23 protein-coding genes are annotated in these 26,197 nt (G+C 67.2%); 12 read left to right on the top strand and 11 right to left on the bottom strand.

Going from position 1 to position 26,197, the window contains the following annotated elements; all coding sequences use genetic code 11:
- Nucleotides 1–1,124 precede the first annotated feature (1,124 nt).
- Together CFB81_RS34535 and CFB81_RS34530 are read right to left on the bottom strand one after the other, a co-directional pair.
- Nucleotides 1,125–2,141: an AraC family transcriptional regulator gene (locus CFB81_RS34535; protein WP_089438117.1), complete on the bottom strand. Its 1,017-nt coding sequence runs from the start codon at nt 2,139–2,141 to the stop codon at nt 1,125–1,127.
- A 128-nt stretch (nt 2,142–2,269) separates the two neighbouring features.
- Nucleotides 2,270–3,394 (bottom strand): MBL fold metallo-hydrolase, encoded by a 1,125-nt coding sequence (locus CFB81_RS34530; protein ID WP_089438116.1) that lies wholly within the window; start codon nt 3,392–3,394, stop codon nt 2,270–2,272.
- An 83-nt stretch (nt 3,395–3,477) separates the two neighbouring features.
- On the opposite strand from CFB81_RS34530, the gene CFB81_RS34525 reads away from it, so the two are divergent.
- Nucleotides 3,478–4,131, top strand: a complete 654-nt coding sequence (locus CFB81_RS34525) for a TetR/AcrR family transcriptional regulator (RefSeq protein WP_089438115.1) — start codon at nt 3,478–3,480, stop codon at nt 4,129–4,131.
- Between the two features lie 165 nt (nt 4,132–4,296).
- Nucleotides 4,297–4,788 carry a flavodoxin family protein gene (locus CFB81_RS34520; RefSeq protein ID WP_069619697.1) on the top strand — a complete coding sequence of 164 codons (492 nt, stop codon included), beginning with the start codon at nt 4,297–4,299 and terminating at the stop codon, nt 4,786–4,788.
- Between the two features lie 107 nt (nt 4,789–4,895).
- Here the strand turns inward: CFB81_RS34520 and CFB81_RS34515 are convergent, their stop codons facing one another.
- Complete coding sequence (locus CFB81_RS34515; RefSeq protein WP_069619698.1) at nt 4,896–5,480, bottom strand: DUF2889 domain-containing protein; 585 nt, start codon at nt 5,478–5,480, stop codon at nt 4,896–4,898.
- Between the two features lie 640 nt (nt 5,481–6,120).
- Here CFB81_RS34515 and CFB81_RS34510 point away from each other — a divergent pair.
- Entirely contained in the window at nt 6,121–6,795 is a 675-nt protein-coding gene (locus CFB81_RS34510; RefSeq protein WP_089438114.1) for a ProQ/FinO family protein, read from the top strand.
- Between the two features lie 473 nt (nt 6,796–7,268).
- On the top strand, nt 7,269–8,330 hold the full coding sequence (locus tag CFB81_RS34505; protein WP_089438113.1) for a DMT family transporter: 1,062 nt from the start codon (nt 7,269–7,271) through the stop codon (nt 8,328–8,330).
- 346 nt (nt 8,331–8,676) lie between these two features.
- Here CFB81_RS34505 and CFB81_RS34495 read toward each other — a convergent pair whose 3' ends face one another.
- The 7 genes from CFB81_RS34495 to CFB81_RS34465 form a co-directional block, all read right to left on the bottom strand.
- The gene (locus CFB81_RS34495) at nt 8,677–9,267 is read right to left on the bottom strand and encodes a nitrogen fixation protein NifQ (protein WP_089438197.1); all 591 of its coding nucleotides are present in this window, start codon (nt 9,265–9,267) and stop codon (nt 8,677–8,679) included.
- Between the two features lie 75 nt (nt 9,268–9,342).
- Complete coding sequence (locus CFB81_RS34490) at nt 9,343–9,768, bottom strand: molybdopterin-binding protein (RefSeq protein WP_089438112.1); 426 nt, start codon at nt 9,766–9,768, stop codon at nt 9,343–9,345.
- Nucleotides 9,769–9,936: 168 nt separating this feature from the next.
- Nucleotides 9,937–11,433: an efflux transporter outer membrane subunit gene (locus tag CFB81_RS34485; protein ID WP_089438111.1), complete on the bottom strand. Its 1,497-nt coding sequence runs from the start codon at nt 11,431–11,433 to the stop codon at nt 9,937–9,939.
- Nucleotides 11,430–12,407, bottom strand: coding sequence for an HlyD family secretion protein (locus CFB81_RS34480; protein ID WP_089438110.1), 978 nt, complete (start codon nt 12,405–12,407; stop codon nt 11,430–11,432). Before CFB81_RS34480 ends, CFB81_RS34485 begins: the two co-directional genes overlap by 4 nt.
- A gap of 1 nt (nt 12,408) precedes the next feature.
- Nucleotides 12,409–12,621, bottom strand: a complete 213-nt coding sequence (locus CFB81_RS34475; RefSeq protein WP_006481008.1) for a DUF1656 domain-containing protein — start codon at nt 12,619–12,621, stop codon at nt 12,409–12,411.
- 34 nt (nt 12,622–12,655) lie between these two features.
- The gene (locus CFB81_RS34470) at nt 12,656–14,779 is read right to left on the bottom strand and encodes an FUSC family protein (protein ID WP_089438109.1); all 2,124 of its coding nucleotides are present in this window, start codon (nt 14,777–14,779) and stop codon (nt 12,656–12,658) included.
- Nucleotides 14,776–15,255, bottom strand: a complete 480-nt coding sequence (locus CFB81_RS34465) for a MarR family winged helix-turn-helix transcriptional regulator (protein ID WP_089438108.1) — start codon at nt 15,253–15,255, stop codon at nt 14,776–14,778. Before CFB81_RS34465 ends, CFB81_RS34470 begins: the two co-directional genes overlap by 4 nt.
- 357 nt (nt 15,256–15,612) lie before the next feature.
- Here CFB81_RS34465 and CFB81_RS34460 point away from each other — a divergent pair, with 357 nt between their 5' ends.
- The 8 genes from CFB81_RS34460 (at nt 15,613) to CFB81_RS34425 (ending at nt 24,858) form a co-directional block, all read left to right on the top strand.
- A complete protein-coding gene (locus CFB81_RS34460; protein WP_089438107.1) occupies nt 15,613–17,025 on the top strand; it encodes a PLP-dependent aminotransferase family protein in 1,413 nt (470 codons plus the stop codon).
- A gap of 107 nt (nt 17,026–17,132) precedes the next feature.
- Nucleotides 17,133–18,104: a hydroxyectoine utilization dehydratase EutB gene (gene eutB, locus CFB81_RS34455; RefSeq protein WP_089438106.1), complete on the top strand. Its 972-nt coding sequence runs from the start codon at nt 17,133–17,135 to the stop codon at nt 18,102–18,104.
- Between the two features lies 1 nt (nt 18,105).
- Nucleotides 18,106–19,110, top strand: a complete 1,005-nt coding sequence (locus CFB81_RS34450; protein ID WP_089438105.1) for a cyclodeaminase — start codon at nt 18,106–18,108, stop codon at nt 19,108–19,110.
- 10 nt (nt 19,111–19,120) lie between these two features.
- Complete coding sequence (doeA, locus tag CFB81_RS34445) at nt 19,121–20,329, top strand: ectoine hydrolase DoeA (protein WP_089438104.1); 1,209 nt, start codon at nt 19,121–19,123, stop codon at nt 20,327–20,329.
- Between the two features lie 4 nt (nt 20,330–20,333).
- On the top strand, nt 20,334–21,359 hold the full coding sequence (gene doeB / locus CFB81_RS34440; protein WP_089438103.1) for a N(2)-acetyl-L-2,4-diaminobutanoate deacetylase DoeB: 1,026 nt from the start codon (nt 20,334–20,336) through the stop codon (nt 21,357–21,359).
- Nucleotides 21,360–21,372: 13 nt separating this feature from the next.
- Nucleotides 21,373–21,843, top strand: coding sequence for an Lrp/AsnC family transcriptional regulator (locus CFB81_RS34435; protein ID WP_006489640.1), 471 nt, complete (start codon nt 21,373–21,375; stop codon nt 21,841–21,843).
- Between the two features lie 121 nt (nt 21,844–21,964).
- Nucleotides 21,965–23,443, top strand: coding sequence for an NAD-dependent succinate-semialdehyde dehydrogenase (locus CFB81_RS34430; RefSeq protein ID WP_089438102.1), 1,479 nt, complete (start codon nt 21,965–21,967; stop codon nt 23,441–23,443).
- Between the two features lie 20 nt (nt 23,444–23,463).
- On the top strand, nt 23,464–24,858 hold the full coding sequence (locus tag CFB81_RS34425; protein ID WP_089438101.1) for an aspartate aminotransferase family protein: 1,395 nt from the start codon (nt 23,464–23,466) through the stop codon (nt 24,856–24,858).
- A 139-nt stretch (nt 24,859–24,997) separates the two neighbouring features.
- Here CFB81_RS34425 and CFB81_RS34420 read toward each other — a convergent pair whose 3' ends face one another.
- Complete coding sequence (locus CFB81_RS34420) at nt 24,998–25,930, bottom strand: MBL fold metallo-hydrolase (protein ID WP_089438100.1); 933 nt, start codon at nt 25,928–25,930, stop codon at nt 24,998–25,000.
- Nucleotides 25,931–26,197: the final 267 nt, after the last annotated feature.

Here is a 26,197-nt window from a genome sequence, read left to right as displayed (position 1 = left end):
ACGTGACAAATGGATTCAAGCGTGAGTGGTAACAGCGACTTCGCGATCGTCAAGGGACGTCGTGGTGGGCCGGCGCTCGCGGCGTAGGTGACATGTTGCTCGGAAGAAAAGGTATCACCGATACCGAGAGCGTTGGTCCACCCGGCTCCTCGGTGATCGACAGGTGAGTTGTCACGTGACAACAGGAACCCGATGTCTGGAAGCTCGGCAGCGCTAGGCTATATAAAAAATGGAACGTCCCACGGGGCGTTGCCGCGGAACGCCGGGTAGTGAGGTCCGGACATCGTCGGGAGTGTTCCCCCATCGTCGCGCGTGCGCTCACGCGCTGAGGCTATGCTGCTGAGCGCTTGCGGAGACATGTCCCAAATGCGATATCGTGAGACCATTGATATGTCCCCATTTAATGAGGGTGAAGTTGGGAGTTCCCACTCGTTTCAGTTAACAGGGGCAGGGCGGCCCTCTAGCGGCACGTATCAACTCTCCCGAACTGGAAAAGGCTCGACATGCGCGGGAACCCCGCATATTGACGGCAATGGGCGGGGATTCCGCATGCCAGCGGCATGTGACAACCCAAAACGGGTGGGTCGTGAAACATTCGGCCAAAATCGAAGCTTGCCGGAAATCCTTGTCTGGCAATGGGTTGCGCCATATTCTTCATCCTGTTTCACGCAAAATGCGCCCGATCGGACTCAGAAATGGGGGCGTATGCTATTTCAGTTCACCGACGGTGCGGAATGGGGCAATCTCAAATTAATTTGTCTCAATTGATACGTAATTTGTAGTTTATGAAATGATTTCGGTGGGCGCTCCCGGAGGTCGTCGACGTGTCGGAGGGACAGTCCATCGCTGAGTCACCTCGAGCCACCAATTCAGCACAAGCTAGGCCGATATTGAGCGCCAGTTGTCACGTGACAACGCATGCGCCACGCCTCCGATTCGCGAAATCGCGGAGTATGGACAGAAGAAGGCTGCCGGGAATGGGCGCGAAGGACTCTGGAGCACGGCCGGTACAACGTAGTCTTCGGGAGGGAACGCGCGCCCCCTTGACCTACATGCGAAAATCCAGCCCCACACTTTGCGGATCCCGTCAAAGCCGGTACAGCGTCACTGTCCATCGATCGCGATCAATAACTCGCCACGATCGACAGAGCGACGTCCGTGCCACCCCGCAGGCTATCGATATCCCTTCGCGGAGAATTACCGAACAGCCGACTATATTCCCGGTTGAACTGGGTCGGGCTCGCATACCCGACCCTGAACGCCGCCGACGCAGCGTCGAGGCGCTCCGTCAGCATCAGGCGCCGCGCCTCGTTGAGCCGTATCCATTTCTGATATTGCAACGGACTCATGCCGGTGAGCTGACGGAAGTGGTGATGGAAGGTTGAACTGCTCATCTGAACCTGCGCCGCGAGATCATCGACGCGCAACGACTCGTCGTAGTGGGCGCGCAACCACCGGATCGCGCGCGACACGCGGTTGCACTGACTGCCGGTAGACGCAATTTGGCGCAGGCGGGCGCCCTGGTCGCTCGTCAGCAGCCGATAGTAGATTTCCCGCTCGATGTACGGGGCGAGAACGGCAATCGCGTTCGGGTCGTCCAGCAGCGCGAGTAACCGGTTCAGCGCGTCGTACAGCGGTTCCGTCATGTCGCCGACGACGAGTCCGCGGCCTGCCGACGCCTCGTCGTGATCCGGCGCGACTTGCACCATCAGTTCGGCTATGACGCGGAAATCGAGCTTGAGGCCGAGCCCGAGAAACGGTTTGTCGGGACTTGCCTCGATGATCTGCGTCGAACCGGGCAGATCGAGCGACGTAATCAGAAAGCGGTCGACGTCGTAGATGTAAGCATCCCCGCTCTGCATGACCCGCTTCGCGCCCTGAACGACGAGACCGAAGCTCGGCTCGACCATGCATTCCATCGGTAGCGTGGGCGCTTCCCGTCGATGAAAGCTCAGGTTGGGAATGGCCGTATTGAGGTGATCGATGCCTTCGGTCCATCTCGCGACGCGCTCCACGAGCGTCTGTCGCAATTCATTCTCGCGGCTGCGGCGTGTCGAACGGTGGCCTGCCTGGTCGAATGCCGCGATGGCGACGTCATCGTCTCGTCGGCCGGGTATGTATCGGACGGGTACCGGATGCATGACTTCTCTACTCAGGTAATCGGATCGACAGGCAGGCCGTCGATGTGCAGGGGACGCCGGCAATGCGTTCACTATCCGGAATCGCGGGACGGCCATCTTCCGGGAAGGCGCATGCAGCGACTGGCGGACTACTTCGTCGCCTGCGATGCGCAAAGCTGCCAGCGCCGCGATTTCGCCGCCGGCGCTGCCGCGCGCTCGTCGACCGCGCGCCACCAGCGCTCGCCACGATGCGGCGCGTCGAGATCGAGGCGTTCGCCCATCCTCGGTGTCGAGAGCTCGATGCCGCGTACGAGCGCCAATGCCGTGACACGCTCGAACGGCTCCTGCCAGCGATGCATGGCGAGGTCGAACGTGCCGTTGTGAATCGGGACCAGCCAGCGCCCACGCAAATCGATGTGCGCCTGAACGGTTTCTTCCGGTTGCATGTGCACGTACGGCCATTGAGCATCATAGGCGCCTGTTTCGATCAGCGTGACGTCGAACGGCCCGAGGCGCTCGCCAATCTCCCGGAAGCCGTCGAAATAGCCCGTATCGCCACTGAAGAACAGGCGCAGGTCGTCGTCGACGATCACCCACGATGCCCACAGCGTACTGTTGCCGTCGAACAGGCTACGCCCTGAGAAGTGTTGCGCGGGCGTCGCCGTCAGCGTCAGCCCGGCCACGTCCACGCTTTGCCACCAGTCGAGCTGGCGGACCTTGTTCGCATCGATCCCCCATTCGATCAGCCGATCGCCGACGCCCAGCGTCGTCACGAACACGCCGGTGGTGGCGGCCAGCGCGAGCACCGTGTCGCGATCGAGGTGATCGTAATGATCGTGCGACAGGATTACGCCGCGCAGCGGCGGAAGATCTTCCAGCGCAATCGGCGGAGCATGAAAGCGCTTGGGGCCGATGCGCCGGAACGGCGACGCGCGCTCGGCAAACACCGGATCGGTCAACCAGAATTCGCCGCGCAGCTTCAGCAACAGCGTCGAATGCCCGAGCCGGTACAGGCTGCGATCGGGCGCCGCGTCGAGTTCCTCGCGGGTCAGCGATTCGACGGGAAGCGCGCCGGCCGGCACGGTATGACGCGGCTTGTTGACCAGCATGTTCCAAGCAATGCCCAGCGTCTTGCCCAATCCTTCGGCGGGCCGCGGCGCGACATTGGCAAAGCGCTCGCCATTGTGCTGCGGCGAACTGCCGGACAGCGTCCGGCCGCGACGGGCGGCCGCAAAGCCAAGAATGCGATGAATCAAAACGAGAGGCGATGCCATGTCGGTTCGTCCGAAAAATAAAGTATACTAAACAGTGTAGTTTATTTTTGGGATAAGTAAACTGCCCGGTGTAAAATTTCTGAATGGATACCAGCACTCCTCCTCAGCGCCTCACTGACCGAAAGCGCGCGGCCATCGTCGATGCGGCAATCGAGGAATTTCTCGCGGCCGGCTACGATGCGACGAGCATGGATCGCATCGCCGCGCGGGCGGGCGTGTCGAAGCGAACCGTCTACAACCATTTCCCGGGGAAGGAGACGCTGTTCGCCGCGATCCTGAACAAGCTGTGGGATGCGACCCGGACCGGCAACTCGCCGACCTATCGCGCCGAGGTGCCGCTGCGCGAGCAATTGCTCGCGCTGCTCGACCGCAAATTGCGATTGATGAACGACGACGCGTTTCTCGCACTGGCGCGCGTCGCGATCGGCGCGGCCATCCACTCGCCGGAACGAGCGCGCGACATGGTCGAACGTCTCGGCGAGCGTGAGGAAGACGTCACGGTCTGGGTGCGTGCGGCTGCGGCGGCCGGCCGTCTGGCGGTTACCGATCCGGTGTTCGCCGCGCACCAGTTGCATGGCGCCGTGAAGGCATTCGCGTTCTGGCCGCAGATCACGATGGGCCAGCCGCCGCTGACGGTGCAGGAGCAGCAGAAAGTGGCGGAATCGGCCGCCGACATGTTCCTCGCGTACTACGCGCGACCGGACGACGGCGCCGCGTCGCATCGCACGCAGGACTGACCGCGCATCCGCAAGCGTGGGCCGATCGAAATCGTTGCGATGCGCGAAACCCACCGATCCGGAGAAAACGAACGCACAATCGCCCCTACCCGTGTCGACCGGTCCGCCGGCCCAAACCCGGCGATACCGTCCGCGGACCCCGAAGCCGACTGCGAGCAACGACCCATGAAGACGCTGTTGATCGTCTATCACACGATGACCGGAGGCACGCAGCAGATGGCCGAAGCGGCTGCCGGTGCGGCTCGCGAGCAGCCCGGCGTCGAGGTCAGGTTGCAGCGCGCGGACGCGACGAGCGCCGACGACGTACTGGCAGCCGACGCGTACCTGTTCGCGACGCCGGAGAATCTTGCGGCGATGTCCGGGTTGATGAAGGATTTCTTCGATCGCTGCTACTACGCGGCGCTCGATCGCGTGAACGGCCGTCCGTATGCGGCGATGGTCTGCGCGGGCAGCGACGGACAGAACGCATTGCGGCAGATCGACCGGATCGCGACCGGATGGCGGCTGAAGAACGTCGCACCCGGGTTGATCGTCTGCACGCATGCGCAGACTCAGGAACGTATTCTCGCGGCGAAGACGATCGACGGCGACGCGCTCGCGCGCTGCGCCGAACTGGGTGCGGGGCTTGCCGCGGGGCTGGCACTGGGCGTGTTCTGAGGACGGAGCCGGGGGCGCCGATCTGACGAAGCGATACAGGCGGGATCTGCGGCCGTTCGCGCAATACCGATTTCGCAAACAACGCCGAACCGCCGAGGGCCGGGGCTTCAGTTGCCCTTTGCAGTGCCCGACGGCCGGTAGTATTCGGGCCAAAGACGTTTCACGAGATCGCGCGATGCGCCGTATGCATAGCAACTGTCGATCTTGAGCGGCTTGCCTTCACTGTCTCGGTAATCGAGCGACGATCGCCGCATGCCGACCATCGTCTGATAGGCCGTCGTGGCGATCGGGCCGAGCAATTCCTTCAGGTGCGTGCACGTATCGCAAGACGGCAGGCGCTTGCGCACCTCGCTGTTCCAGCCCGTGCCGATATTCAACCCGACGAGCGCCTGCAGCGAGTCGCCGCCGCCCGGACATTGCGCATACGGATGCGAACGGATGAACGTGGATACGGCGCGCACGACCATGTCGACGTCGAAGACCAGCGTCACGCCGAGATCGTGGAGCGGGGTCAGCGCCGCGACCGTCCGTGCACCGCCGGGCGGCGTGAAATCGGTGGTCTTGCGGTCCGCGAGGCAGGCCGTTACTTCGAACAGGCCATCGCTGCGCCGATAGCCGCGCATGTCGATCTGCCGATGGTGGATCTCCTCGCGCGTAATGCCGTCGTGCGGGGTGTCGTCTTGGGAAACCATGCATCCGCTCCATCTCGTGTAACCGGGTCTTTTCGCAGGCAACGGGATCGCGCGCGCCGATCGGGCGCGCGGTGAAAAGCCGACGGGACGTGCTGCCAACGAAGTCGATTCGGCCATACTACGCACTTTCCGATATTTTCGTCCGCGACGCGATCGATGCGGACGCAACGAATCGGACGCCGATGCCGGCGCAAGCGACGGTCGGGCGGGCGTGTCGTGCGACGTCGGGGGCACGCAACGCATCGCGGATGCGACACAACACTGTTCAACGGCTGTCGCGCGGAAGCTGCGTATTCAGTTGAGCGTCCGCACAGCCGATTTCCGGCCGGGCCGCGAATGGCGTGACATCCGGAAACGTATCCATATAATGCGCAACACGACCACGCGGACGCATTTTCGGCGCCGCGGCTCGGGCAAATGCAGACCGGCGAGTCAACCAGCCGACCCGCGTACCGGTATACTTCCACTCCTGTCTTGTCCGGCATCGAGGCCGGGTGCCTGAAAACAGAGTGGCGTGCGCGATGCGGCCCCGTCGTGTTCCGCACCGGCGGCAGGCCGGCCCCACGCATGGCGGCGATGCTTTTGTGCCGCGCGGCATGGCCGCACGAACCACACCTTATATTCCTGGTGGATTGAATTTATGGGTTTTGAACAACTTGCCGAATTGCGGGCGCAGCTCGCAGCGAAGGCCAAGCAGGAGCGCAACGCGAAGCGGCCGGCGGCGCCGACGGACGCCGGCGCGAAGCCGAAGTCCGGCGACCAGCCGTCCCGCGGCGCCAAGCCGGGCGCCGGCGCGAAGGCGCAGCATCGGGCGAAGCCTGCTCCGGCGAAGCCGTCGGCGCCGGTCGATCCGGTCATCGTCGCAATCGGCAAACTGCAGCGAAAGTTTCCGCGCGCGTTCCCGAAGAATCCGGCCCCTAAAGTGCCGCTCAAGGTTGGCATCTGGGACGATCTCGCACGCGAAGCGCAGGCCGTGGGCCTCAACGAAGCGGAACTGCGCGAAGCAATGTCGACGTGGTGCCGCGGCAATCGCTACTGGTCCTGCCTCGTCGAAGACGCGGTGCGCGTCGACCTGCAGGGCAACGAAGCCGGGCGCGTGACGCACGACGACGCGGCGCGTGCGCGCCGTCTGAAGGCTCGCCGCCCTGGCGGCAAGGGCGCGGCACAATCGGCCAAGAGTGCGCAGCAGCAGCCGAAGGCCGAGCAGCCGGCCGAGGCCGCTGCCGCACAGCAACCGGCGCAAGCCGAAGCGGAAGCGAAGGTGCAGACCGACGCCGCGCAGCAGGTCGAACAGCAAGCAGCCGGCAACGAGTGATCCGCACCGCGCGCCGCGCACCCGTCGCAAGCCGCGGCGACGCATGACACGACAGACCGACCTGCCTCGACAGAGGCAGGTCGGGACTGCCTCCACCGGCGCTGAATCGGCCGGTACATCTTCTCCCTGTCGAACAGACACAGCGACCGGACGACTCACATTCGTCGATCAGCCTCGGCATGCATGATGTTTCGACGGCGTCGTTTTCGTTCCAATGCTTCGTATTGCAGAATAATGAAGCGGCCCGCCCCGATAATTCGCGTTCCGAAATGACGAAGCGAAACGCGTCGACCGACACGCGAGCGATCCCGCTTGCTCGTCGCGACAAAAATGGCGCGCGATAATCACGACTGGATCATCAGCCCGCGGGCAAGCCGATTGTCGCGATACAACCAGTCTTTCGAAAAGTAAGGCAAGCCCCGGTTCGATCCAAAGCCACGCCCAGCGTCGTCAACGTCAACTCAACCCGGACCATGAACCCGAGACATTCCGCGATTTTCGTCGCGCTCGCCGCTGCCGCGCTGTTTGGTGCCGCGACACCGCTCGCCAAGGCGCTGATCGGCGCGATGTCGCCGTTCATGGTCGCCGGCCTTTTCTATCTCGGCAGTGGCATCGGGCTAGGCATCGGGATGCTGCTGCGCGGCTGGCACGGCCGTCGTGCACCGGCCGCGGACGCCGCGCCGTTGCAGCGCGCCGATCTGCCGTGGCTGGCCGGGGCGATCGCGGCGGGCGGCGTGGCCGGCCCGGCTCTGTTGATGCTCGGGCTGTCGAGCACGCCGGCGGCCACGAGCGCGTTGCTCCTCAATCTCGAGGGCGTGCTGACGGCCGTGATCGCGTGGGTCGTGTTTCGCGAGAACGTGGATACGCAGGTATTTGTCGGCATGATGGCGATCGTCGCCGGCGGCGCGCTGTTGTCCTGGACACCGGGCCGGGCCGGCGTGCCGGTCGGTGCGCTGCTGATCGTCGGCGCATGCCTGTGCTGGGCGATCGACAACAACCTGACCCGCAAGGTGGCCGCCAACGACGCGATGGTGATCGCGTGCGTGAAAGGGCTGATCGCGGGACCGGTGAACATCGGCATCGCGCTGGCGACCGGCGCGACGCCGCCTGCGATACCGGTCACGGCCGCGGCAATGCTGACGGGGCTCGGCGGCTACGGGATCAGCCTCGTGCTGTTCGTCGTCGCGCTGCGTCATCTCGGCAGCGCGCGCACCGGTGCGTACTTTTCGATTGCCCCGCTGTTCGGGGTCGTGCTGTCGCTGCTGATCTGGCCCGCGCTGCCGCCCGCGACGTTCTGGATCGCGACCGCGCTGATGGCGCTCGGCATCTGGCTGCACGTGCGCGAACGGCACGAACACACACATGCGCACGAGCGGCTCGAGCATACGCATCGGCATCGGCACGACGACCATCACCAGCATGCGCACGACTTCCCGTATGACGGCGATGAACCGCACACGCATCCGCACGTGCATCTGCCGATCACGCACAGTCACGCGCATTTTCCGGATATTCATCACCGGCATCGACACTGACCGTATCGTGAGCGACGGGCGCTGCGGATCGCGAGGTTCCCATTTATGGGAAGCGCGAGCGGCCGTTCATCGGTCCGCCGCCGCCGGTTGCCGGCATTCGCGTGCCGGAAGCTGCGCGTTGCCGCATCGGGGTGCGACGCGCGGAACACGCGCGGGCAACCGGTCAGCGATTTGACGATCATTCAGCTGTTGCAGCGTGAGATGCGGGCTATCCGCGCTCTTTCGTCGAAGTGGGATGCGGCGTCGGAGTCGCGTAACGGCAGGTTCGCGCTTGCCATGCCGGTCAACGCGGCTTTTCCGGCTGACGATGCGACGAAACAGGCGGCGTCACGCGTCGCCATGGCAACTATCGCGCTCGAGGAAAGCAGAAACCGAAATCCTCGCAACCGGGGCATCCGGGCGCGGGCCCGGGCGGTACGCCGCGCGATGCGGCCACTTCCTGCGCGAGGAATTTCTTCCAGCGCAGATGAGCGATGTTGCGCGCGGCGAGCGCGGGGAAAAAGCGCTCGAGCATCGCGGATACCGCATCGCGCCCGTCGAGCCCGAGGTCGCGCCACAGATGGTCGGGGCGCAGGCACGCATGCGCGATGATCGACGCAAGGCAGTCGGCATCGTCGCGGGCGACGGCGGGATTCGCGTCGTCCATCAGCCGTGCATGCAGCGTCGCGACGAATGCCGAGTGAGTGGCGGACAACGGCGACGGCGCGGCCGTCGGCACGAGTGCGGCGGCATCGACTGATCGCAGGTGCGGAAACTGCCGGGCCAGCAGGCCGGCGAGCTGGCCGGGCAACAAGCCGAGCAGCGACAGTTCGTTGCGGCACGCGCGTGCCGTCACGAGCGCACCGAACAGCCGTGCATCGGGCGCGTCGGCGTGGGCCGCAGCAGCTTGCAGCGACTGCAACGCCCGTTCATGCGTGCGATCGGCCGGAGCGATCATCGCGTCGCTCCTGACGAGAACCGGGTCGCACGCATGCGCGGCGTCCAATGAATCGCCGTCGCGATCGTCACGCGATCACTCGACGCCGACGATCACGCTCGATGCCTTGAAGATCGCGGCTGCGGCGGTGCCGCTCGCGAGCCCGAGACGATCGACGCTGTCGTTGGTGATGATCGCGATGATTTCGGCACCGCCCGCGGCCTTGATCACGACCTCCGAATTGACCGCGCCCTTCGCGACCGACACGACGGTGCCCGCGACGCAGTTGCGGGCCGATACCTTGCTGCTGTCGACGTCGACCATCACGATCACCGACGACGCCTTGACGAGCGCGAACGCCTTCGTGCCGGCCGCGAGGCCGAGCGACGCTGCGCTGCCGTGGGTGATCACGGCGACGATCTCGAGGCCGTCCGGCGTGCGCAGCGTGATTTCGTCGTTGACGGCACCGGGCTTGACGGCGCTGATCTCGCCGGCAAATTGGTTGCGGGCGCTCGTTCGCATGATGACTCTCCGGGTAGGTGCCGCGGCCGGGCCGGCCGCGGTAGCGGGTGACTGGAAATGCATCGGCCAGTGTACCGTCAACGCCGCCCCTGCGAATGCTGTCGCGTGAATCAGTAAAACCCGTCGCCGCAGGGTGTTTCGTCACGCAGGCGACATATGCCGATGTCGCTACGGCGCTGACGGCCCGGCCGCAGGTGCGGTGGCCGCAGAGCCGGCGTCCACGGCGGCCGTTGCGCCGTCGCCGTCCCATCCGCCGCCGAGCGCGAGGAAGAGCCGCACCTGGTCGGCCGCGACCTGACCCTCGGCCGCCGCGACCTGCGCCCGCACGCTCGTCAATGTGCGCGTCGCATCGAGATCGGCGATGAACGATTCCCGGCCGGCCGCATAGAGACGATGCGTTTCGGCGGCGGAGTTGCGGGCCGATTCGTACGCGGTGCGCAGCGCATCCGTGCGCTGCACGTCGGCCGCGTAAGTCGCGAGGCTCGACTGCGTTTCGCGCAGCGCATTCAGCACGACGCCGTCGAAGTGCGCGAGCGCGCCGCCGGTTGCGGCTTCGGCTTCGCGTACGCGCGCACGCTGGCCGTTGACGGGGAACGACCAGCTGATCAGCGGGCCGAACGACCAGCGATTCGTGGTGGACGAGAACAGGTCGGCGGCGACGCCGACCGAGCCGGCCGACGCACCGATGCTGACCGACGGGTACAGCGCGGCGGTCGCCACGCCAATCCGCGCGGTCGCGGCGGCGAGCTGCCGCTCGGCTTCGCGCACGTCGGGCCGGCGGCGCAGCAGCGCGGCGCCGTCGCCGATCGGAATCGGTTGACGCAGCTTCGGCAGGCGTTCGCATTCGGCGGCGGCTTTCGGCAGGTCGGCCGGGGCGCGCGCGAGCAGCGCGGCGAGCTGGTACTGCGCGATCTTGCGGCGGCCTTCGAAGCGCGGAATGTCGGCGGAGAGCGTGCGCACCTGCGTCACGCCGCGCGTCACGTCGGTCTGGTTGCCGCGCCCGGCATCGCGCAGCCGCTGCGACAACGCGACGCGCTGCTGCTGCAGCGCAAGCGACTGCTTCGCGATCGCCAGTTCGTCGCCGGCCGAGCACGCTTCGACGTATGCACGCACGACGTCGGCCACGACCGTGATGCGCGCGAGGTCGCCGGCCGCCTTGACGGCCTCGCTGTCCGCGCGCGCGGCTTCGACGCCGCGCCGCAGCTTGCCGAACAGATCGAGTTCGTACGACACGTTGATGCCGACCGCCCCTTCGTTGACGACCGGCAGCTTGTTTTCGAGCAGGTATTGCTCGGCGGATTCCTGCGCGCGCTGCACGGCCGCTTCCGCTTTGCCCGAAAAGCCACCCTGTTCGTTCGCGACCACCAGCGCCGCGCGCGAGCGCGCGAGGTTCGCCGCGGCGACGCGCAGGTCGGTGTTCGACTTCAGCGCATCGCGCACGAGAGCGTCGAGTACCGGGTCGTCGTACAGCTGCCACCAGTTGCCGGGCACCGCGTCGCGCGACACCAGCGCGCCGTTCGCATCGTCGAGCGCATGGTTCGCGAGCGGTGCGTTGACGTACGCCTGTTGCGGCAGCGTGTAGTCGGGGCCGACCGACTTGCACGCACCGAGTGCGAGCGCGAGCGGGGCGAGCGTCGCCGCGACGCGCAGACCGTGCCGCTTCATTGCGATGCTCCCACGGCGCTGGCGGCCGTACCTGACGTAGCCGAAACCGGCGCGGCCGCCGACGCGGTGCCGGCGCCTGCCGGTTTCGCGTCGTCGTTGCGACGCGCGTCGGCGCCGCGCATCGACACGGTCGCGGTACGGCCCGCGATCATCCGGAAATCGTCAGGCACCTCGTCGAGCACGACGCGCACCGGCACGCGCTGCGCGAGCCGCACCCAGCTGAACGCCGGGTTCACGTTCGGCAGCAGGTTTGCTCCCTGCGTGCGGTCGCGATCCTCGATCGCGGCGACGATGCTCTGCACGTGGCCGCGCAGCGCATGCGGCTCGCCCATCACGATGATGTCGACCGGCTGGCCGATATGGATGCCGCGCAGCTTGGTTTCCTCGAAGTAGCCGTCGACGCGGAACGAGTTGCGGTCGACGACCGACAGCACCGCGCGGCCGGCCGGCACGTATTCGCCGACGCGCGGTGCGCGGTCGTTCAGGTAGCCGTCCACGGGGCTGACGATCGTCGTGCGCTGCAGGTTCAGCTTCGCGGTGTCGAGCGACACCTGCGCATCGGCGACGCTGGCTTCGCCCTGCTCGACGCGCGTGCGGCTTTCCTCGACCTGTTCGCTCGCGACCAGGTTGCCGAGTTGCAGGTTGCGCGCGTATTCGCGCTTCGCCTGCGCCAGCGTCGCACGGCGCTGCGCGAGCGTCGCTTCGGCGAGCCGTTCCGCGAGCGCGTAGCGCGCCTGGTCGATCACGAACAGCACCTGACCACGCTTGACCGCCTGGTTGTCGGCGACCTGCACCGACGTGATGAGGCCCGACACGTCCGGCGCGACCTGGATCACGTCGGCGCGCACGTGCCCGTCGCGCGTCCACGGCGAGAACATGTAGTAGTTGATGATGCGCCACAGCACGAGGCCGGCCACGACGACGACGATCAGGGTGAGCAGGACTTGCCCTGCCGAGAGCCAGGTTTTTTTCACGTTAGGTAGCCACGAGTTGGTGGGACACGATCACGACGGCGGCTAGCACGAACACGTAGATGCCGAGGTCGAAGATCGAACGGTGCCAGACGAGGCGGTAGAAGCCGACGCGTTCGAGCACCGCGCGCACGACGATGTTGATCAGGTACGCGATCAGCATCAGCACGAGCGGGGCCGGCACGAACACGCCGAAGATATCGATTTCGCCGATCATGGTCGCGGTCGGAAGGACAAAGTGGAAAGCCGGCTCATGCGCGTGCTCCGTCCGGCGCCTGTGGCGCTTGCGCGGCCGCGGCCGGATACAGCGACAGGCGCATGCCGACGAGCGCATGCAGCGTGTCGCGCAGGCGGCGGTGCGTGGCCGGTACCGCGGGCGTGGGCACGCCGTCGGCCTGCGCGGCGCCCGGCAGGTTGCGGCCGGCCACGCGCTGCAGCGCGTCGTCGATCGTCGCGAGCAGCTCGGGCGGCACGGGCTGGCGCGCGTTCGCGGCCGCGCAGCGCGCGTAGTGATCGGTGACGCCGGCCAGCACGCGATCGATCGCGTCGGGCACGTCGCCCGACAGCCTGCGACGCGAGCGGCGCAGATCGAGCGCGTTCAGCGCGATGCGCAGGTCGCGGAAGCTCTCGATCGACGGGTGGCGGTGGTCGTCGGACGCGCCGAGGCGCGGCAGCAGCTGCGTGACGCGATCGAGCATCCGCGATGCGTGGTTGCGCTGATCGTCGAGCGGTTGCGTCGACGCGGAGCGCGCGACGTCCTCCCAGCCCGAGCGCAGCAGGCGCCGCACCGCGAGCTCCGCGCCGAACGGCCGCGTCGCGCGTGTCCACACGTACGCGAACAGCAGCCCGGCGACACCCGCGAGGTTGCTGTTCAGGAACACGAAGAAATCGGCTTCGTACGCGCTCTGGATGCTGATGAAGGTGGCCGTGTTCACCGCGACGAGCATCGTCACCATGTTGAACTGCGGGCGGGGCAGCAGCGTGCCGATCAGGATGAACGGGCCCGCGAACATCAGCACGAGCATCGCGAAATCGTGTACGTGCGGCAGCATGACGAACAGGTACAGGCCGGCGAACACGACGCTCGCGGCGGTCGACAGGAAGAACTTGAACACCAGCGGCGCGGGCTCGTCGAGCGCGGCGAAGAAGCTGCACGACACGGCCACGAGCGTGACGGCGGCCGCGCCGTCGTGCCAGCCGGACGAGATCCACAGCCAGCACGCGAACACGATCGCGAACACGACGGTCAGCGTGGAGAACAGCATCATCCCGCGATCGAAGAAGCGCTCGGTGCCGCCGAGTCGCCAGTGCCGGTAGCGCGGCTGCCACACGCCGGACTCGTTCGCGATCAGCGCGCGCAGCGAGCGGCAATCCTGCCAGATGTCGATGACCTGGCGCAGCCGCCACAGCGCATTCGACAGCAACGCGCCGTCCCAGCTCGCCAGCGCGCTGTCAGGCGGCTGCAGCGCGGCGATGCGCTCGCGCAGGTCGTCCGCGATAGGATCGTGCGCCATGTCGCCGTCGGAGCCGGTCTTCACGGCCGGCAGTGGCGCGTCGAACCATTTCGCGGCGTCGGCCAGCAGCGCGTCGAGCGCGGGCGGGCGCACGTGCAGGTCGCGCATCAGCGCGATCAGCGGATCGGCGAGCGACGACATCAGCGGCAGGAACAGTTGCATCCGACCGGCGAGCGCCTGTGCGCGCGCGAGGACACGCGGATGCGCATGGTCGTAGCCCAGCTGGCTCAGCAGGAATTCGAGGCCGGTGATCGTCGCGGCGAGCCGCTGCCGGCATGCGGACAGCGCCTTGCCGGCCAGGTGCCCGGACAGCGTTTCTCGGCCGTAGAACGCGGCGTCCTTGAACCACGCGTCGGTGCGCTCGATCAGCGTCGGCGCGAGCCGGTTCGGGAACACGGCGCTGCCCACCACGCTCGCGCACACGATGCCGAGCACGATTTCCTCGGTGCGCGCGATCGCGACGTCGAATATCGTGGACGGATCGGTGACGGTCGGCAGCGCGACCAGCGGCATCGTATAGCCGGCGAGCATGAAGACGTAGCTGCGCGCGGTGCGGTCGGAGATCGCGAGGTACAGCAGCGTGCCGCACCAGGTCGCGACGATGATGCTGAACAGGAGCGGCGTCTCGACGAACGGCGGCACGAAGAAGATCGCGGCGGCCGCGCCGAGCGCGGTGCCGAGCGCGCGGTACAGCGCCTTCGAGCGCGTCGCGCCGACGAACGGGTTCGACACGATGTAGACGCTCGCCATCGCCCAGTACGGGCGCGGCAACTGGAAATACAGGCCGAGGTACAGCGCCAGCATCGACGCGGCGAACGTCTTGCCCGAGAACAGCCAGTCGCGAAGGCTCGGATAGGTCATGACGCGGAATCGGCGGGGCGGGACGGGTGCGACGCCGGAGGATGCGGATCGGCTGCGCTGAACGCGTTCAGCACGCGCAGCGTCGCTTCGAGATCGGCGCGCGACACGCCCTTGAGCACCTGGGCGCGCAGCGCGCGCAGGTCTTCCTCCATCTTTGCGGTGACCGCGCGGCCGGCGGCCGTCAGCGAGATCGTCTTCGCGCGGCGATCGTGCGGATCCTCGTCGCGGCGCGCCAGGCCGGCCGCGCACAGCTGGTCGAGCAGGCGCACGAGCGACGGCCCTTCGATGCCCACGTGCTCGGCGAGCGTGCCTTGCCGCACGCCTTCGCCGAGGCGCCCGGCGATCAGCAGCGGCGTCGCGCAGGCTTCGGATACGTTGTATGCGGTCAGCACGCCGTCGCTGGTGCGGCGCCACTTGCGCGCGGTGAGCACGAGCAGGCTGCTGACGGCGAGGCGGAGGTCGTGCAGATTGGTCATGGGCGAGATGATAGGGGCAAAAACATTCGATAGCAAACTATCGTTTTCTTTACCCGGACGGCACGTCCCAAGAGGCGCGGCGGCTATATTGAATCGTCGGACGACCACTGTCCGGCCACACGAGCACGACCGCGCATGTAAAGTAAATTCCAACCCCGCGCGCCGCACGCAGCGCGGGTAGGCAGCCCGCGACTTTCGACCGACCGAAAAAGGTGTGGGCCGCAGTCGTCCGGGCACGCCGATTGCCTCGTCCGATTCGACCCGCAGCGTCCTGCTTCTGCACGCGATTGCACTAGGACAATATTTTCGGGGTGTCTTTCTGAGCGACCATGCGGAAGCCACGACGGAGACATCGAGATGGGACGGACCGAGGTATCGGCAGGCTGGCGCGACGCGATCGGCGCCGTGCACGGCATCGAGTCGAAATACAAGCGGCTCGTGAAGGCGATCGCCAGCGACATCGAGAACGGCGCGCTCACGCCGGGCGCGCGGCTCGCACCGCAGCGCGACGTCGCGTCGAGCCTCGGCGTCAGCGTGCAGACCGTCACCAACGCGTACAAGGAGCTCGAGCGTCAGGGACTGATCCGCTGCGAGGTCGGCCGCGGCAGCTTCGTGGCCGCGCGCGTGACCGAATCGATGTCGAACTACATCCTCGATACGACCGAGCGCGAGCTCGTCGACTTCTCGATCGCCCGCATCGTGCACACGCCGGAGCACGATGCGGCGTGGCGCAGCGTGTGCACGGCGCTGGCCGGCGCCGACGATCAGCCGTGGATCCGCTCGTTCCGGCCGATCGCCGGCCTCGATGCGCATCGCGACGCGGGCGCCGCGTGGCTCGCGTCGCTGAACATGCCGGTGCACCGCGAAGCGCTGCTGGTCACGAACGGCGCGGCGCACGGGATCTTCCTCGCGCTCGCGTCGATCGTCGGGCCGGGCGACACCGTGTTGTGCGAGAGCCTGACCGATCACGGCGTGATCGGCTCCGCGAACGTGCTCGGGTTTACGCTGAAAGGGCTCGAGATGGACGAGCACGGCATCCGTCCCGAACATTTCGAGGAGATGTGCGACGGCGAGCGGATCAGCGCGCTCGTCTGCACGCCGACCCTCAATAACCCGACCGTGTCGATGATGACCGAATCGCGGCGGCGCTCGATCGCGCGCATCGCGACGCGCTACGGCGTATACGTGATCGAGGACGACGTGTACGGCCCGCTGCCCGAGAAGACGGGCACGCCGATTGCCAGCCTGATTCCGGAGCTCGGCTTCTACTGCACGAGCATGACGAAATCGGTGTTGACGGGGTTGCGCACCGGCTATCTTGCGATGCCGCGGCGGCTCGCGTTGCGCGTCGAGAGCGTGTTGCGCGTGAGCAGCTGGATGGCGACGTCGCCGATCGCCGAGATCGCGACGCGTTGGATCGCCGACGGCACCGCGCGGCGGCTCGTCGAACTGCAGCGCCAGCGGCTCGCCGTGCGTCAGGAGATGGTGCGGGCCGCACTGGGGCCGTATGTGCTCGGTGCGCACCCGAACGCACTTTCCGCATGGCTGCGCGTGCCCGATTACTGGCAGGCCGAGCGGATCGTGCGCGAATTGCGCACCCGCAAGATTGCGGTGACGTCGCCCGATCCGTTTCTCGTCGGCGGCACGGAGCGGCCGAACGCGGTGCGCGTGTGCATCGGCGCCGAAACCTCCGATGCGGCGTGCAATGCAGCGCTCGAGACGATCGCGGGCGTGTTCGAACAGTATCCGCATCTGAACGATTTCCACTGAACCGGCGGTATCGCCGCGACATCGCGCGCAATGTATCAGGACATTCGAAAGCGCGATTTGGAACATTAGACTGGATCGCATCACATTCGTCGCGAGGCGTGCGTTCCATGTCTTTCCTGTCGCTGTCCGACGTCTACCGCGCGCGCCGCTGCCTCGCCGGGCGCGCCGACGGTACGCCGCTCGTCGCGTCCGCCGCGCTGTCCGCGCGCGTCGGCGCACCCGTCTACCTGAAGCTCGAAACGCTGCAGCCGACCGGCAGCTTCAAGCTGCGCGGCGCGACCAACGCGCTCGCGGAACTCGCCGCGCAACGCGTGACGCGCGTGGTCACCGCATCGACCGGGAATCATGGCCGCGCGGTCGCGCATGCGGCACGCGCGCTCGGCATCGACGCGGCCGTCTGCATGTCGTCGCTCGTGCCGGCCAACAAGGTCGAGGCGGTCGCGGCGCTCGGCGCGCGCGTGGTGATCGTCGGCGACAGCCAGGACGACGCGCAGGTGGAAGCGCGGCGGCTGGTGCGCGACGAAGGCTATGCGTACGTGCCGCCGTTCGACGATCCGCGCATCATCGCGGGCCAGGCGACGATCGGCGTCGAGATACTCGAAGCGCTGCCGGATACGGCGACGCTCGTCGTGCCGCTGTCGGGCGGCGGCCTGTTCAGCGGCGTCGCGTTTGCCGCGAAGGCGATCCGGCCGGCGATCGACGTGATCGGCGTATCGATGGCGCGCGGCGCCGCGATGCACGCGAGCCTCGCGGCCGGCCGCCCGGTCGACGTCGACGAGCAGCCGACGCTGGCCGATTCGCTCGGCGGCGGCATCGGCCTCGACAACCGCTACACGTTCGACATGACGCGCGCACTGGCCGACGACGTCGTGCTGCTCGACGAGCCGTCGATCGCGCGCGGCATCGCGCATGCGTATCGGGAAGAGAGGCTCGTCGTCGAAGGCGCCGGCGCGGTCGGCCTCGCCGCCCTGCTGGATGAACGGATCGCACGCCGCGATCGCCGCGGCCCGGTCGTCGTCGTCGTGAGCGGCGCGAACATCGACATGGCCGTGCATCGCCGGCTCGTTTCGGAGAACTGACATGGCCCATCCCGTCACGTTGCTCGGCCACGCGCAACTGCGTGCGCTGGTGCCGCTCGATCTCGTCGCGATCGACCAGGTCGAAGCCGCGTTCGCGTCGCTCGCGACCGACGCCGTCGTGATGCCGCCGATCCTGAATCTGGCGCTGCCGGAGCGCCACGCCGAAGTGGACGTGAAGACGGCGTATCTGCCGCGCTTCGACAGCTTCGCGATCAAGGTCAGCCCCGGCTTCTTCGACAACCCGTCGTTCGGGCTGCCGAGCCTGAACGGGCTGATGCTCGTGCTGTCGGCGCGTACCGGCCTGACCGAAGCCGTGCTGCTCGACAACGGTTACCTGACGGCCGTACGCACCGCGGCGGCCGGCGCCGTGGCCGCGCGCCGGCTCGCGCGCGCCGATGCGCATCGCGCGGCGATCGTCGGCGCGGGCGAGCAGGCCCGGCTGCAGCTGGCCGCGCTGATGCTGGTGCGCGACATCACCCATGTGACGGTGTGGGCGCGTGATGCCGAACGCGCCGCGCGATTCGCGGCCGACGTGCGTGCCGCGCACGGGATCGACGCGCTCGTCGCGCGCTCGGTGCACGCGGCGCTGGCCGACGCGGACATCGCGGTGACGACCACGCCGAGCCGTGCGCCGCTCGTGCACGCGGAAGACCTGCATCCTGGGTTGCACGTGACGGCGATGGGTTCGGACGCCGACTACAAGACCGAACTCGCGCCGTCGGTGTTCGGCGCCGCGCGCTATTTCTGTGACCGACTGCAGCAGACCCGCGTGGCCGGCGAGCTCGCGCATGCGATCGCGGCCGGTGCCGTTGCAGCCGACGCGGTGTTTCCCGAACTCGGCGAAGTGATCGCCGGCCGCCGCGACGGCCGTACGCATCGCGACGACATCACGATCTGCGACCTGACCGGCACCGGCGCGCAGGACACCGCGATTGCCGTGCTCGCGCTGCAACGCGCCCGCGCGGCGGAAGTGGGCACGATTTTTCACAACGACCTCACGACTTGAGAGGAGACAGATGTCCGCAGTCATCGAAACCCAGACAGCCGCGCCGCGTCTCGCATTCGCGCGCAGCGAATATGCCGCGCGGATCGCGAAGACGCGCGCGGCGATGGAGCGGGCCGGCATCGACCTGCTGATCGTCACCGACCCGACCAACATGGGCTGGCTCACCGGCTATGACGGCTGGTCGTTCTACGTGCACCAGTGCGTGCTGCTCGCGCTGGACGGCGAACCCGTGTGGTTCGGGCGCGGCCAGGACGCGAACGGCGCGAAGCGCACCGCGTTCATGGCGCACGAGAACATCGTCGGCTATCCCGATCATTACGTGCAGTCGCCCGCGCGCCACCCGATGGATTACCTGTCCACCGAAGTCATCGCCGCGCGCGGCTGGAACACGCTGCGTATCGGCGTCGAGCTCGACAACTACTACTTCAGCGCGGCGGCATACGCGTCGTTGCAGAGGCACCTGCCGGCCGCGCGCTGGGTCGACGCGACCGCGCTCGTCAACTGGCAGCGCGCGGTGAAGTCGCCGCGCGAGATCGAGTACATGCGCGTGGCGGCGCGCATCGTCGAGCGGATGCATGCGCACATCGTCGAGACGATCGAGCCGGGCATGAAGAAAAGCGACCTGGTCGCGCAGATCTATGCGACCGGGATCGGCGGCGCGGATGGTTTCGGCGGCGACTACCCGGCGATCGTGCCGCTGCTGCCGACCGGCGCCGACGCGGCCGCGCCGCACCTGACCTGGGACGACTCGACGTTCGCGCGCGGCGCCGGCACGTTCTTCGAGATTGCCGGCTGCTACCGCCGCTATCACTGCCCGCTGTCGCGCACCGTCTATCTCGGCAAACCGCCCGCGCACTTCATCGAAGGCGAGCGCGCGGTGGTCGAAGGGATTGAGGCCGGGCTCGCGGCCGCGAAGCCGGGCAACGTGTGCGAGGACATCGCGAACGCGTTCTTCGCGGTCCTGCGCCGCGCGGGCATCGACAAGGACAGCCGCTGCGGCTACCCGATCGGCGCGAGCTATCCGCCCGACTGGGGCGAGCGCACGATGAGCCTGCGTCCGGGCGACCGGACGGTGCTCGAACCCGGCATGACGTTCCACTTCATGCCCGGGCTGTGGCTCGACGACTGGGGGCTGGAGATCACGGAGAGCATCCTGATCACCGAGACCGGCGTCGAGACGTTCTGCAACGTGCCGCGCAAGCTGTTCGTGAAGGAGTAGGGCGATGCGTGCTTCCCCGATTACGCCGACCGTCGATTTCGACGCGGACGGCGAACAGCACGGCTTCCTGAAGCTGCCTTACTCGCGCGACGATTCCGCGTGGGGCGCGATCATGATTCCGGTGACCGTCGTGAAGCGCGGCGACGGGCCGACGGTGTTGCTGACCGGCGGCAATCACGGCGACGAGTACGAAGGGCCGGTCGCGCTGTCGAAGCTCGCCGGTTCGCTGAAGGCGGCCGACGTGACCGGCCGCGTGATCGTCGTGCCGTTCATGAACTACCCGGCGTTTCGTGCCGGTTGCCGCACGTCGCCGATCGATGCGGGCAACCTCAATCGCAGCTTCCCGGGCCGGCCGGACGGCACGGTGACCGAGAAGATCGCCGATTACTTCCAGCGGCATTTGCTGCCGCTTGCGACGTACGTGCTCGACATTCACGCGGGTGGCCGCACGCTCGACTTCGTGCCGTTCGCGGCGATTCACGTGCTGGAAGATCGCGACCAGGAGGCACGCTGCGAGCGCGCGATGCGCGCGTTCGGCGCGCCGTATTCGATGCGCATGCTGGAACTCGACAGCGTCGGCCTGTACGACAGCGCAGCCGAGGAAGCCGGCAAGGTGTTCGTGTCGACCGAACTGGGCGGCGGCGGCACGTCGACGGCGGCGAGCGTCGCGATCGCCGAGCGCGGCGTGTATGGATTTCTCGCGCATGCGGGCGTGATAGCGAAGGACGTCATCGATGGCAACGCACCGCGCACGACGACGCTGCTCGACATGCCGGACGGCTCGTGCTTCACGACGAGCGAGCATCGCGGGCTGCTCGAGATGTGCCGCGATCTCGGCAGCGAGGTCGAGGCCGGCGACGTGCTCGCGCGCGTGCACGACATCGACCGCACGGGCGTCACGCCGGTCGAGTACGTCGCGCGGCGGCGCGGGCTGCTCGCGGCGCGGCATTTTCCGGGCATCGTGCAGACCGGCGACACGATCGCGGTGGTGGCCGACATCGTCGAGCGCAACATTCCGGTGGCCGTATGAGGACGCGCACGACGTGATCAAGCTCGACCGATACGACCTCGCGATCCTGCGCCTGCTCGAGCGCGACGGGCGCATCACGAAGTCGAAGCTCGCGGAGGCCGTGAACCTGTCGATTTCGCCGGCATGGGAGCGCGTGCGCAAGCTCGAGGAAAGCGGCGTGATCCGCGGTTATCGCGCGGACGTCGACTGGATCGGCGCGTTCTCCGGCAGCCGCATCGTCGTCGAGGTGACGCTGTCGCGGCACACTGCGCCCGACATGCGGCGCTTCGAGGACCGCGTGGCCGCCGCGCCCGAGGTCGCGCAGTGCTATGCGACGGGAGGCGGCGTCGACTACGTGCTGCACGTGGTCGCGCGCGACATCGACCATTACCAGCGCTTCATCGATGCGTTGCTGATGGAAGACCTCGGCATCGAGCGCTACTTCACGTACATCGTGACGAAGGTCGTGAAGTGCGCATCCGGCGGCGCGCCCGACTGGCTGTAAAAGTTCGCGCCGGCGCGCGGCAATACGGAAAAAACTCGCATTTCCCGCCGTGCAAACCGAAATTTCCGCATGCGCGGGCGCGACACAATGAAGCTCGTGCCCACCAACGAGGAGACGCAGCATGCTGCCCGGACACCCCGTTCTGTTCAAGTCGACCTGCTATGTCGACGGTCGCTGGATTCACAGCGACAGTGCCGCGACGGTCGCCGTCGTGAACCCCGCCGATCAGGCCGTGATCGGCCACGTGCCGATGCTCGAGCGCGCGCAGATCGTCGCGGCCGTCGACGCCGCGCAGCGCGCGTACGACACCTGGCGCTGGACGTCGCAAGCGGTGCGCAGCGCGGCGTTGCTGCGCTGGCATGCGCTGATCTTGCGTCACGTCGACGATCTGGCCGCGCTGCTGTCGCTGGAACAGGGCAAGCCGCTGGCCGAAGCGCGCGGCGAGATCCGCTATGCGGCGAGCTTCGTCGAATGGTTCGCGAACGAGGCGAAGCGCTTCGCGGGACGCACGATTCCGACCCACATCGACGGCGCGCATCTGGGCACCGTGATGGAGCCGGTCGGCGTCGCGGCGCTGATCACGCCGTGGAATTTCCCGGCCGCGATGATCACGCGCAAGGCGGCGGCCGCGATCGCGGTCGGTTGTACCGTGGTCGTGAAGCCCGCGCATGAAACGCCGTTCTCGGCGCTCGCGCTCGCGCAGCTCGCCGACGAGGCCGGCTTCCCGGCCGGCGTGTTCAACGTCGTGCTCGGCGAGCCGCAGATGGCCATGGAAACGCTGGTCGGCGATGCGCGCGTGCGCGCGGTGAGCTTCACCGGCTCGACGCGCGTCGGGCGGCTCGTGACCGAGACCGCCGCGAAGGCCGGCATCCGCAAGATCGCGCTCGAACTGGGCGGCAATGCGCCGTTCATCGTGACCGAGGATGCGGATCTCGAGCAGGCGGTGCGGATTGCCGTCGGCGCGAAGTTCCAGACGTCCGGCCAGGACTGCTGCGCGGCGAACCGGATTCTCGTCGCGCGCCCGCTGTACGACGCATTCGTCGAACGGTATGCGAACGCGGTGCGCGCGCTCAAGACGGGGCCCGCATTCGAGCCAGGCGTCGACGTTGGCCCGCTGATGCACCAGGCCGCGTTCGACGCGACCGTGGCGCGTGTCGAGGACGCACGGACACGCGGCGCGCGCATCGTCGCGGGCGGCCGGCCGCATGCGCTCGGCGGATGGTTCTACGAGCCGACCGTGATTGCGGATGCCGCGCCGGGCATGCGGGTGGTCGACGAGGAAAACTTCGCGCCGATCTCGGCCGTTTGCGCGTTCGACACGCTCGACGAAGCGGTCGAAACGGCAAACGACACCGAATACGGACTCGCCGCGTACGTGTGCGCGACGCGCATCGACACGATCTTCCAGCTGGTGCGGCGGCTCGACTTCGCGATGGTGTCGGTCAACGGCGTGAAATTCACCGGCGCGCCGATCCCGTTCGGCGGGATGAAGGCGTCGGGACTCGGGCGCGAAGGCGGCGCCGAAGGCTTCGAGCCGTTCACCGAAACCAAGTACTTCTGCCTCGGCAATCTCGGCCTGCCTGTCGCGGCGACGGCCTGACCCATTCAAAGGAGCACATCATGCAAAAATCCATCGACGCACTGCTGCGCGAGGACCGCGCCCACTTCATGCACCCGTCGACGCACGCGTACGACCACGAGACCGGCGCGCTGCCGGGCAAGATCGTGCGCGGCGGCGAAGGCATCCGCATCGAGGATCACCAGGGCAAGCGCTATATCGACGCGTTCGCCGGACTCTACTGCGTGAACATCGGCTACGGCCGCACCGAGGTGGCCGACGCGATGTACGAGCAGGCGAAGCAGCTCGCGTACTACCACACGTACGTCGGCCACGCGTCGGACGCGATCATCGAGCTGTCGTCGCGCATCATCGACTGGTCGCCGGCGGGGATGAAGAAGGTCTATTACGGGATGTCGGGTTCCGATGCGAACGAGACGCAGGTCAAGATCGTCTGGTACTACAACAACGTGCTCGGCCGCCCGAACAAGAAGAAGATCATCTCGCGCGAGCGCGGCTATCACGGCTCCGGCATCGTGACCGGCAGCCTCACGGGCCTGCCGAGCTTCCACCAGCATTTCGACCTGCCGATCGACCGCGTGAAGCATACGGTGTGTCCGCACTGGTATCGCAAGGCGCCGGCCGGCATGAACGAAGCGCAGTTCGTCGCGTACTGCGTCGACGCACTCGAGCAGCTGATCGCGCGCGAGGGCGCCGACACGGTCGCCGCGTTCATCGCGGAGCCGGTGATGGGCACGGGCGGCATCATCGAACCGCCGGCCGGCTACTGGCCCGCGATCCAGGCCGTGCTGCGCAAGCACGACATCCTGCTGATCTCCGACGAAGTCGTGTGCGGGTTCGGGCGTCTCGGCTCGAAGATGGGCGCGCAGCACTTCGGGATCGAGCCCGACCTGATCACGGTCGCGAAGGGACTGACGAGCGCGTATGCGCCGCTGTCGGGCGTGATCGTCGGCGAGAAGGTGTGGGACGTGATCGCGCGCGGCTCGCAGGAACACGGGCCGATGGGGCACGGGTGGACGTACTCCGGGCATCCGGTATGCGCGGCCGCCGCGCTCGCGAACCTCGCGATCCTGGAGCGCGAGAACCTGGTCGGCAACGCTGCGGACGTGGGCGCGTATTTCGGCGCGAAGCTGCGCGATGCATTCGGCGCGCATCCGCTCGTCGGCGAGGTGCGCAGCGTCGGCATGCTGGCCGCGCTCGAGTTCATGGCGGACAAGGATGCGCGCACGCCGTTTGATCCCGCGCTGAAGATCGGCGCGCAGGTGTCGGCCGCCGCGTTGCAGCGTGGCGTGATCGCGCGGGCGATGCCGCACGGCGACATTCTCGGGTTTGCGCCGCCGCTCGTGATGACGCGCGACGAAGCCGACGAGATCGTCGGCATCGTGAAGGATGCGGTGGATGAGGTCGCGGAGCGGAATCTTTCGGCTGTCGCGTGATTTTCAAGCGGTCCTGATGCGCGCTTCGGCGCGTGAGGTGACGCCGCCGCATGCAAGTGCGGCGGCGTTTTTTTGCCGGTACGGTTCGGGGAAACCGTCAGGGCATCGCCGACGGCGCGCGTCGGTGATCGGCCGTCACTCAGTAATCCCACACGACCGGAACGAAGCGGAACCCGTCGCCGTGCCGCGCAACATGCCCGATGGACGGGAACGCGACATGGGCCGCGGCCAGCAGCGCGCCGGTGTCGGCGGCTTCGTTGAACAGTGCGATACGCACGTCGACCGCCGCGTCCGGATCGTGCTCGAAGCCGTTTTGCCAGTCGGGATTGTCGAAGTTGACTTCGAAAATCGCGTCGCCCGCGAACGTCAGCTTTTCCCCGTTCGATGCGATGTCGACCACGCAGTGGCCCGGCGTATGGCCGCCCGTGACCCGCGCCGACACGCCCGCGGCGACTTCCACGGTCCGGTCGAACGGCACGATGTTTTCGCCATAGAGTTCCACGAATTTCGCGGCCGCCTTGCGTAGCGCGGGCGGAACGGTTTCCGGCATCACCGTCTTGCTGAAGTCCGGATTTTTCCAGAACGCCACTTCGGCGGCCGATGCGTGAATGCGTACGTCCGGGCGCAGCTTCGCCTTGACGCCGTCGACGTTCAGCCCGCCCACGTGATCCATGTGCATGTGCGTGATCACGATATCGGTGATCGCAGCCAGGTCGATGCCGGCCGATTCCAGGCGCATCACCGAGCGCCCGGCACGCGTGAAGTATTCGAAGCCGTCGCCCACGCCCGAGTCGATCAGGATCAGGCGATCGGCGCTGCGCACGAGCGCGATGTTGAGCGCCCAGTCGAACATGTCGCGTTGCAGGAAACGGCCGTCGAACCATGCGTTGCGATCCGCTTCGCTTACATTGGTGGACATGGTGGAAGTCGGCAGCGGCAGCACGCCGTCGCTGATCAGCACGACATCGACATCGCCGATGCGTACGGCGTAGCGGGACGGAACGAGCTCGCCCGAAGCTTCGTTGCCCAGGGGTTCGATGACCGGCTGGACGTTGCGGATGGGTGCGTTCATGTTCAGTAATCCTGTTCGTCGAGTGAGGTAATCCGCACTGCGCGGCGCAGAGCGGTTCGCGAGCGCGAGCGTGAATGGCGCGCGCTTCGGTTCGTCCGGATTCCGGTCGAGCGTGTCAGCGATTGTAGTGACGGCCGACACATGCCGACAGCGCCGCACGTGCGCACATCGTGTTGCCCGGACGACAACAATCCGGCGGCGGCTTCTGCCGTCCGAAACGCACATCGCCCGCCGTCCGTTGCCGGACGGCGGGCGATGCAAGGGATG

It is taken from the genome of Burkholderia sp. AU28863 (genome assembly GCF_002223195.1).
Classification (GTDB): Bacteria; Pseudomonadota; Gammaproteobacteria; order Burkholderiales; family Burkholderiaceae; genus Burkholderia; species Burkholderia sola.
The sequence above is the reverse complement of the archived record's forward strand: the minus strand, read 5'-3'. Positions and strand labels throughout refer to the sequence as shown.

What these genes read in the sequence shown, in the direction of transcription:
- CFB81_RS34535 (WP_089438117.1), bottom strand. Translation starts at nt 2,141, where the DNA reads ATGCATCCGGTACCCGTCCGATACATACCCGGCCGACGAGACGATGAC.
- CFB81_RS34530 (WP_089438116.1), bottom strand. Translation starts at nt 3,394, where the DNA reads ATGGCATCGCCTCTCGTTTTGATTCATCGCATTCTTGGCTTTGCGGCC.
- CFB81_RS34525 (WP_089438115.1), top strand. Translation starts at nt 3,478, where the DNA reads ATGGATACCAGCACTCCTCCTCAGCGCCTCACTGACCGAAAGCGCGCG.
- CFB81_RS34520 (WP_069619697.1), top strand. Translation starts at nt 4,297, where the DNA reads ATGAAGACGCTGTTGATCGTCTATCACACGATGACCGGAGGCACGCAG.
- CFB81_RS34515 (WP_069619698.1), bottom strand. Translation starts at nt 5,480, where the DNA reads ATGGTTTCCCAAGACGACACCCCGCACGACGGCATTACGCGCGAGGAG.
- CFB81_RS34510 (WP_089438114.1), top strand. Translation starts at nt 6,121, where the DNA reads ATGGGTTTTGAACAACTTGCCGAATTGCGGGCGCAGCTCGCAGCGAAG.
- CFB81_RS34505 (WP_089438113.1), top strand. Translation starts at nt 7,269, where the DNA reads ATGAACCCGAGACATTCCGCGATTTTCGTCGCGCTCGCCGCTGCCGCG.
- CFB81_RS34495 (WP_089438197.1), bottom strand. Translation starts at nt 9,267, where the DNA reads ATGATCGCTCCGGCCGATCGCACGCATGAACGGGCGTTGCAGTCGCTG.
- CFB81_RS34490 (WP_089438112.1), bottom strand. Translation starts at nt 9,768, where the DNA reads ATGCGAACGAGCGCCCGCAACCAATTTGCCGGCGAGATCAGCGCCGTC.
- CFB81_RS34485 (WP_089438111.1), bottom strand. Translation starts at nt 11,433, where the DNA reads ATGAAGCGGCACGGTCTGCGCGTCGCGGCGACGCTCGCCCCGCTCGCG.
- CFB81_RS34475 (WP_006481008.1), bottom strand. Translation starts at nt 12,621, where the DNA reads ATGATCGGCGAAATCGATATCTTCGGCGTGTTCGTGCCGGCCCCGCTC.
- CFB81_RS34470 (WP_089438109.1), bottom strand. Translation starts at nt 14,779, where the DNA reads ATGACCTATCCGAGCCTTCGCGACTGGCTGTTCTCGGGCAAGACGTTC.
- CFB81_RS34465 (WP_089438108.1), bottom strand. Translation starts at nt 15,255, where the DNA reads ATGACCAATCTGCACGACCTCCGCCTCGCCGTCAGCAGCCTGCTCGTG.
- CFB81_RS34460 (WP_089438107.1), top strand. Translation starts at nt 15,613, where the DNA reads ATGGGACGGACCGAGGTATCGGCAGGCTGGCGCGACGCGATCGGCGCC.
- eutB (WP_089438106.1), top strand. Translation starts at nt 17,133, where the DNA reads ATGTCTTTCCTGTCGCTGTCCGACGTCTACCGCGCGCGCCGCTGCCTC.
- CFB81_RS34450 (WP_089438105.1), top strand. Translation starts at nt 18,106, where the DNA reads ATGGCCCATCCCGTCACGTTGCTCGGCCACGCGCAACTGCGTGCGCTG.
- doeA (WP_089438104.1), top strand. Translation starts at nt 19,121, where the DNA reads ATGTCCGCAGTCATCGAAACCCAGACAGCCGCGCCGCGTCTCGCATTC.
- doeB (WP_089438103.1), top strand. Translation starts at nt 20,334, where the DNA reads ATGCGTGCTTCCCCGATTACGCCGACCGTCGATTTCGACGCGGACGGC.
- CFB81_RS34430 (WP_089438102.1), top strand. Translation starts at nt 21,965, where the DNA reads ATGCTGCCCGGACACCCCGTTCTGTTCAAGTCGACCTGCTATGTCGAC.
- CFB81_RS34425 (WP_089438101.1), top strand. Translation starts at nt 23,464, where the DNA reads ATGCAAAAATCCATCGACGCACTGCTGCGCGAGGACCGCGCCCACTTC.
- CFB81_RS34420 (WP_089438100.1), bottom strand. Translation starts at nt 25,930, where the DNA reads ATGAACGCACCCATCCGCAACGTCCAGCCGGTCATCGAACCCCTGGGC.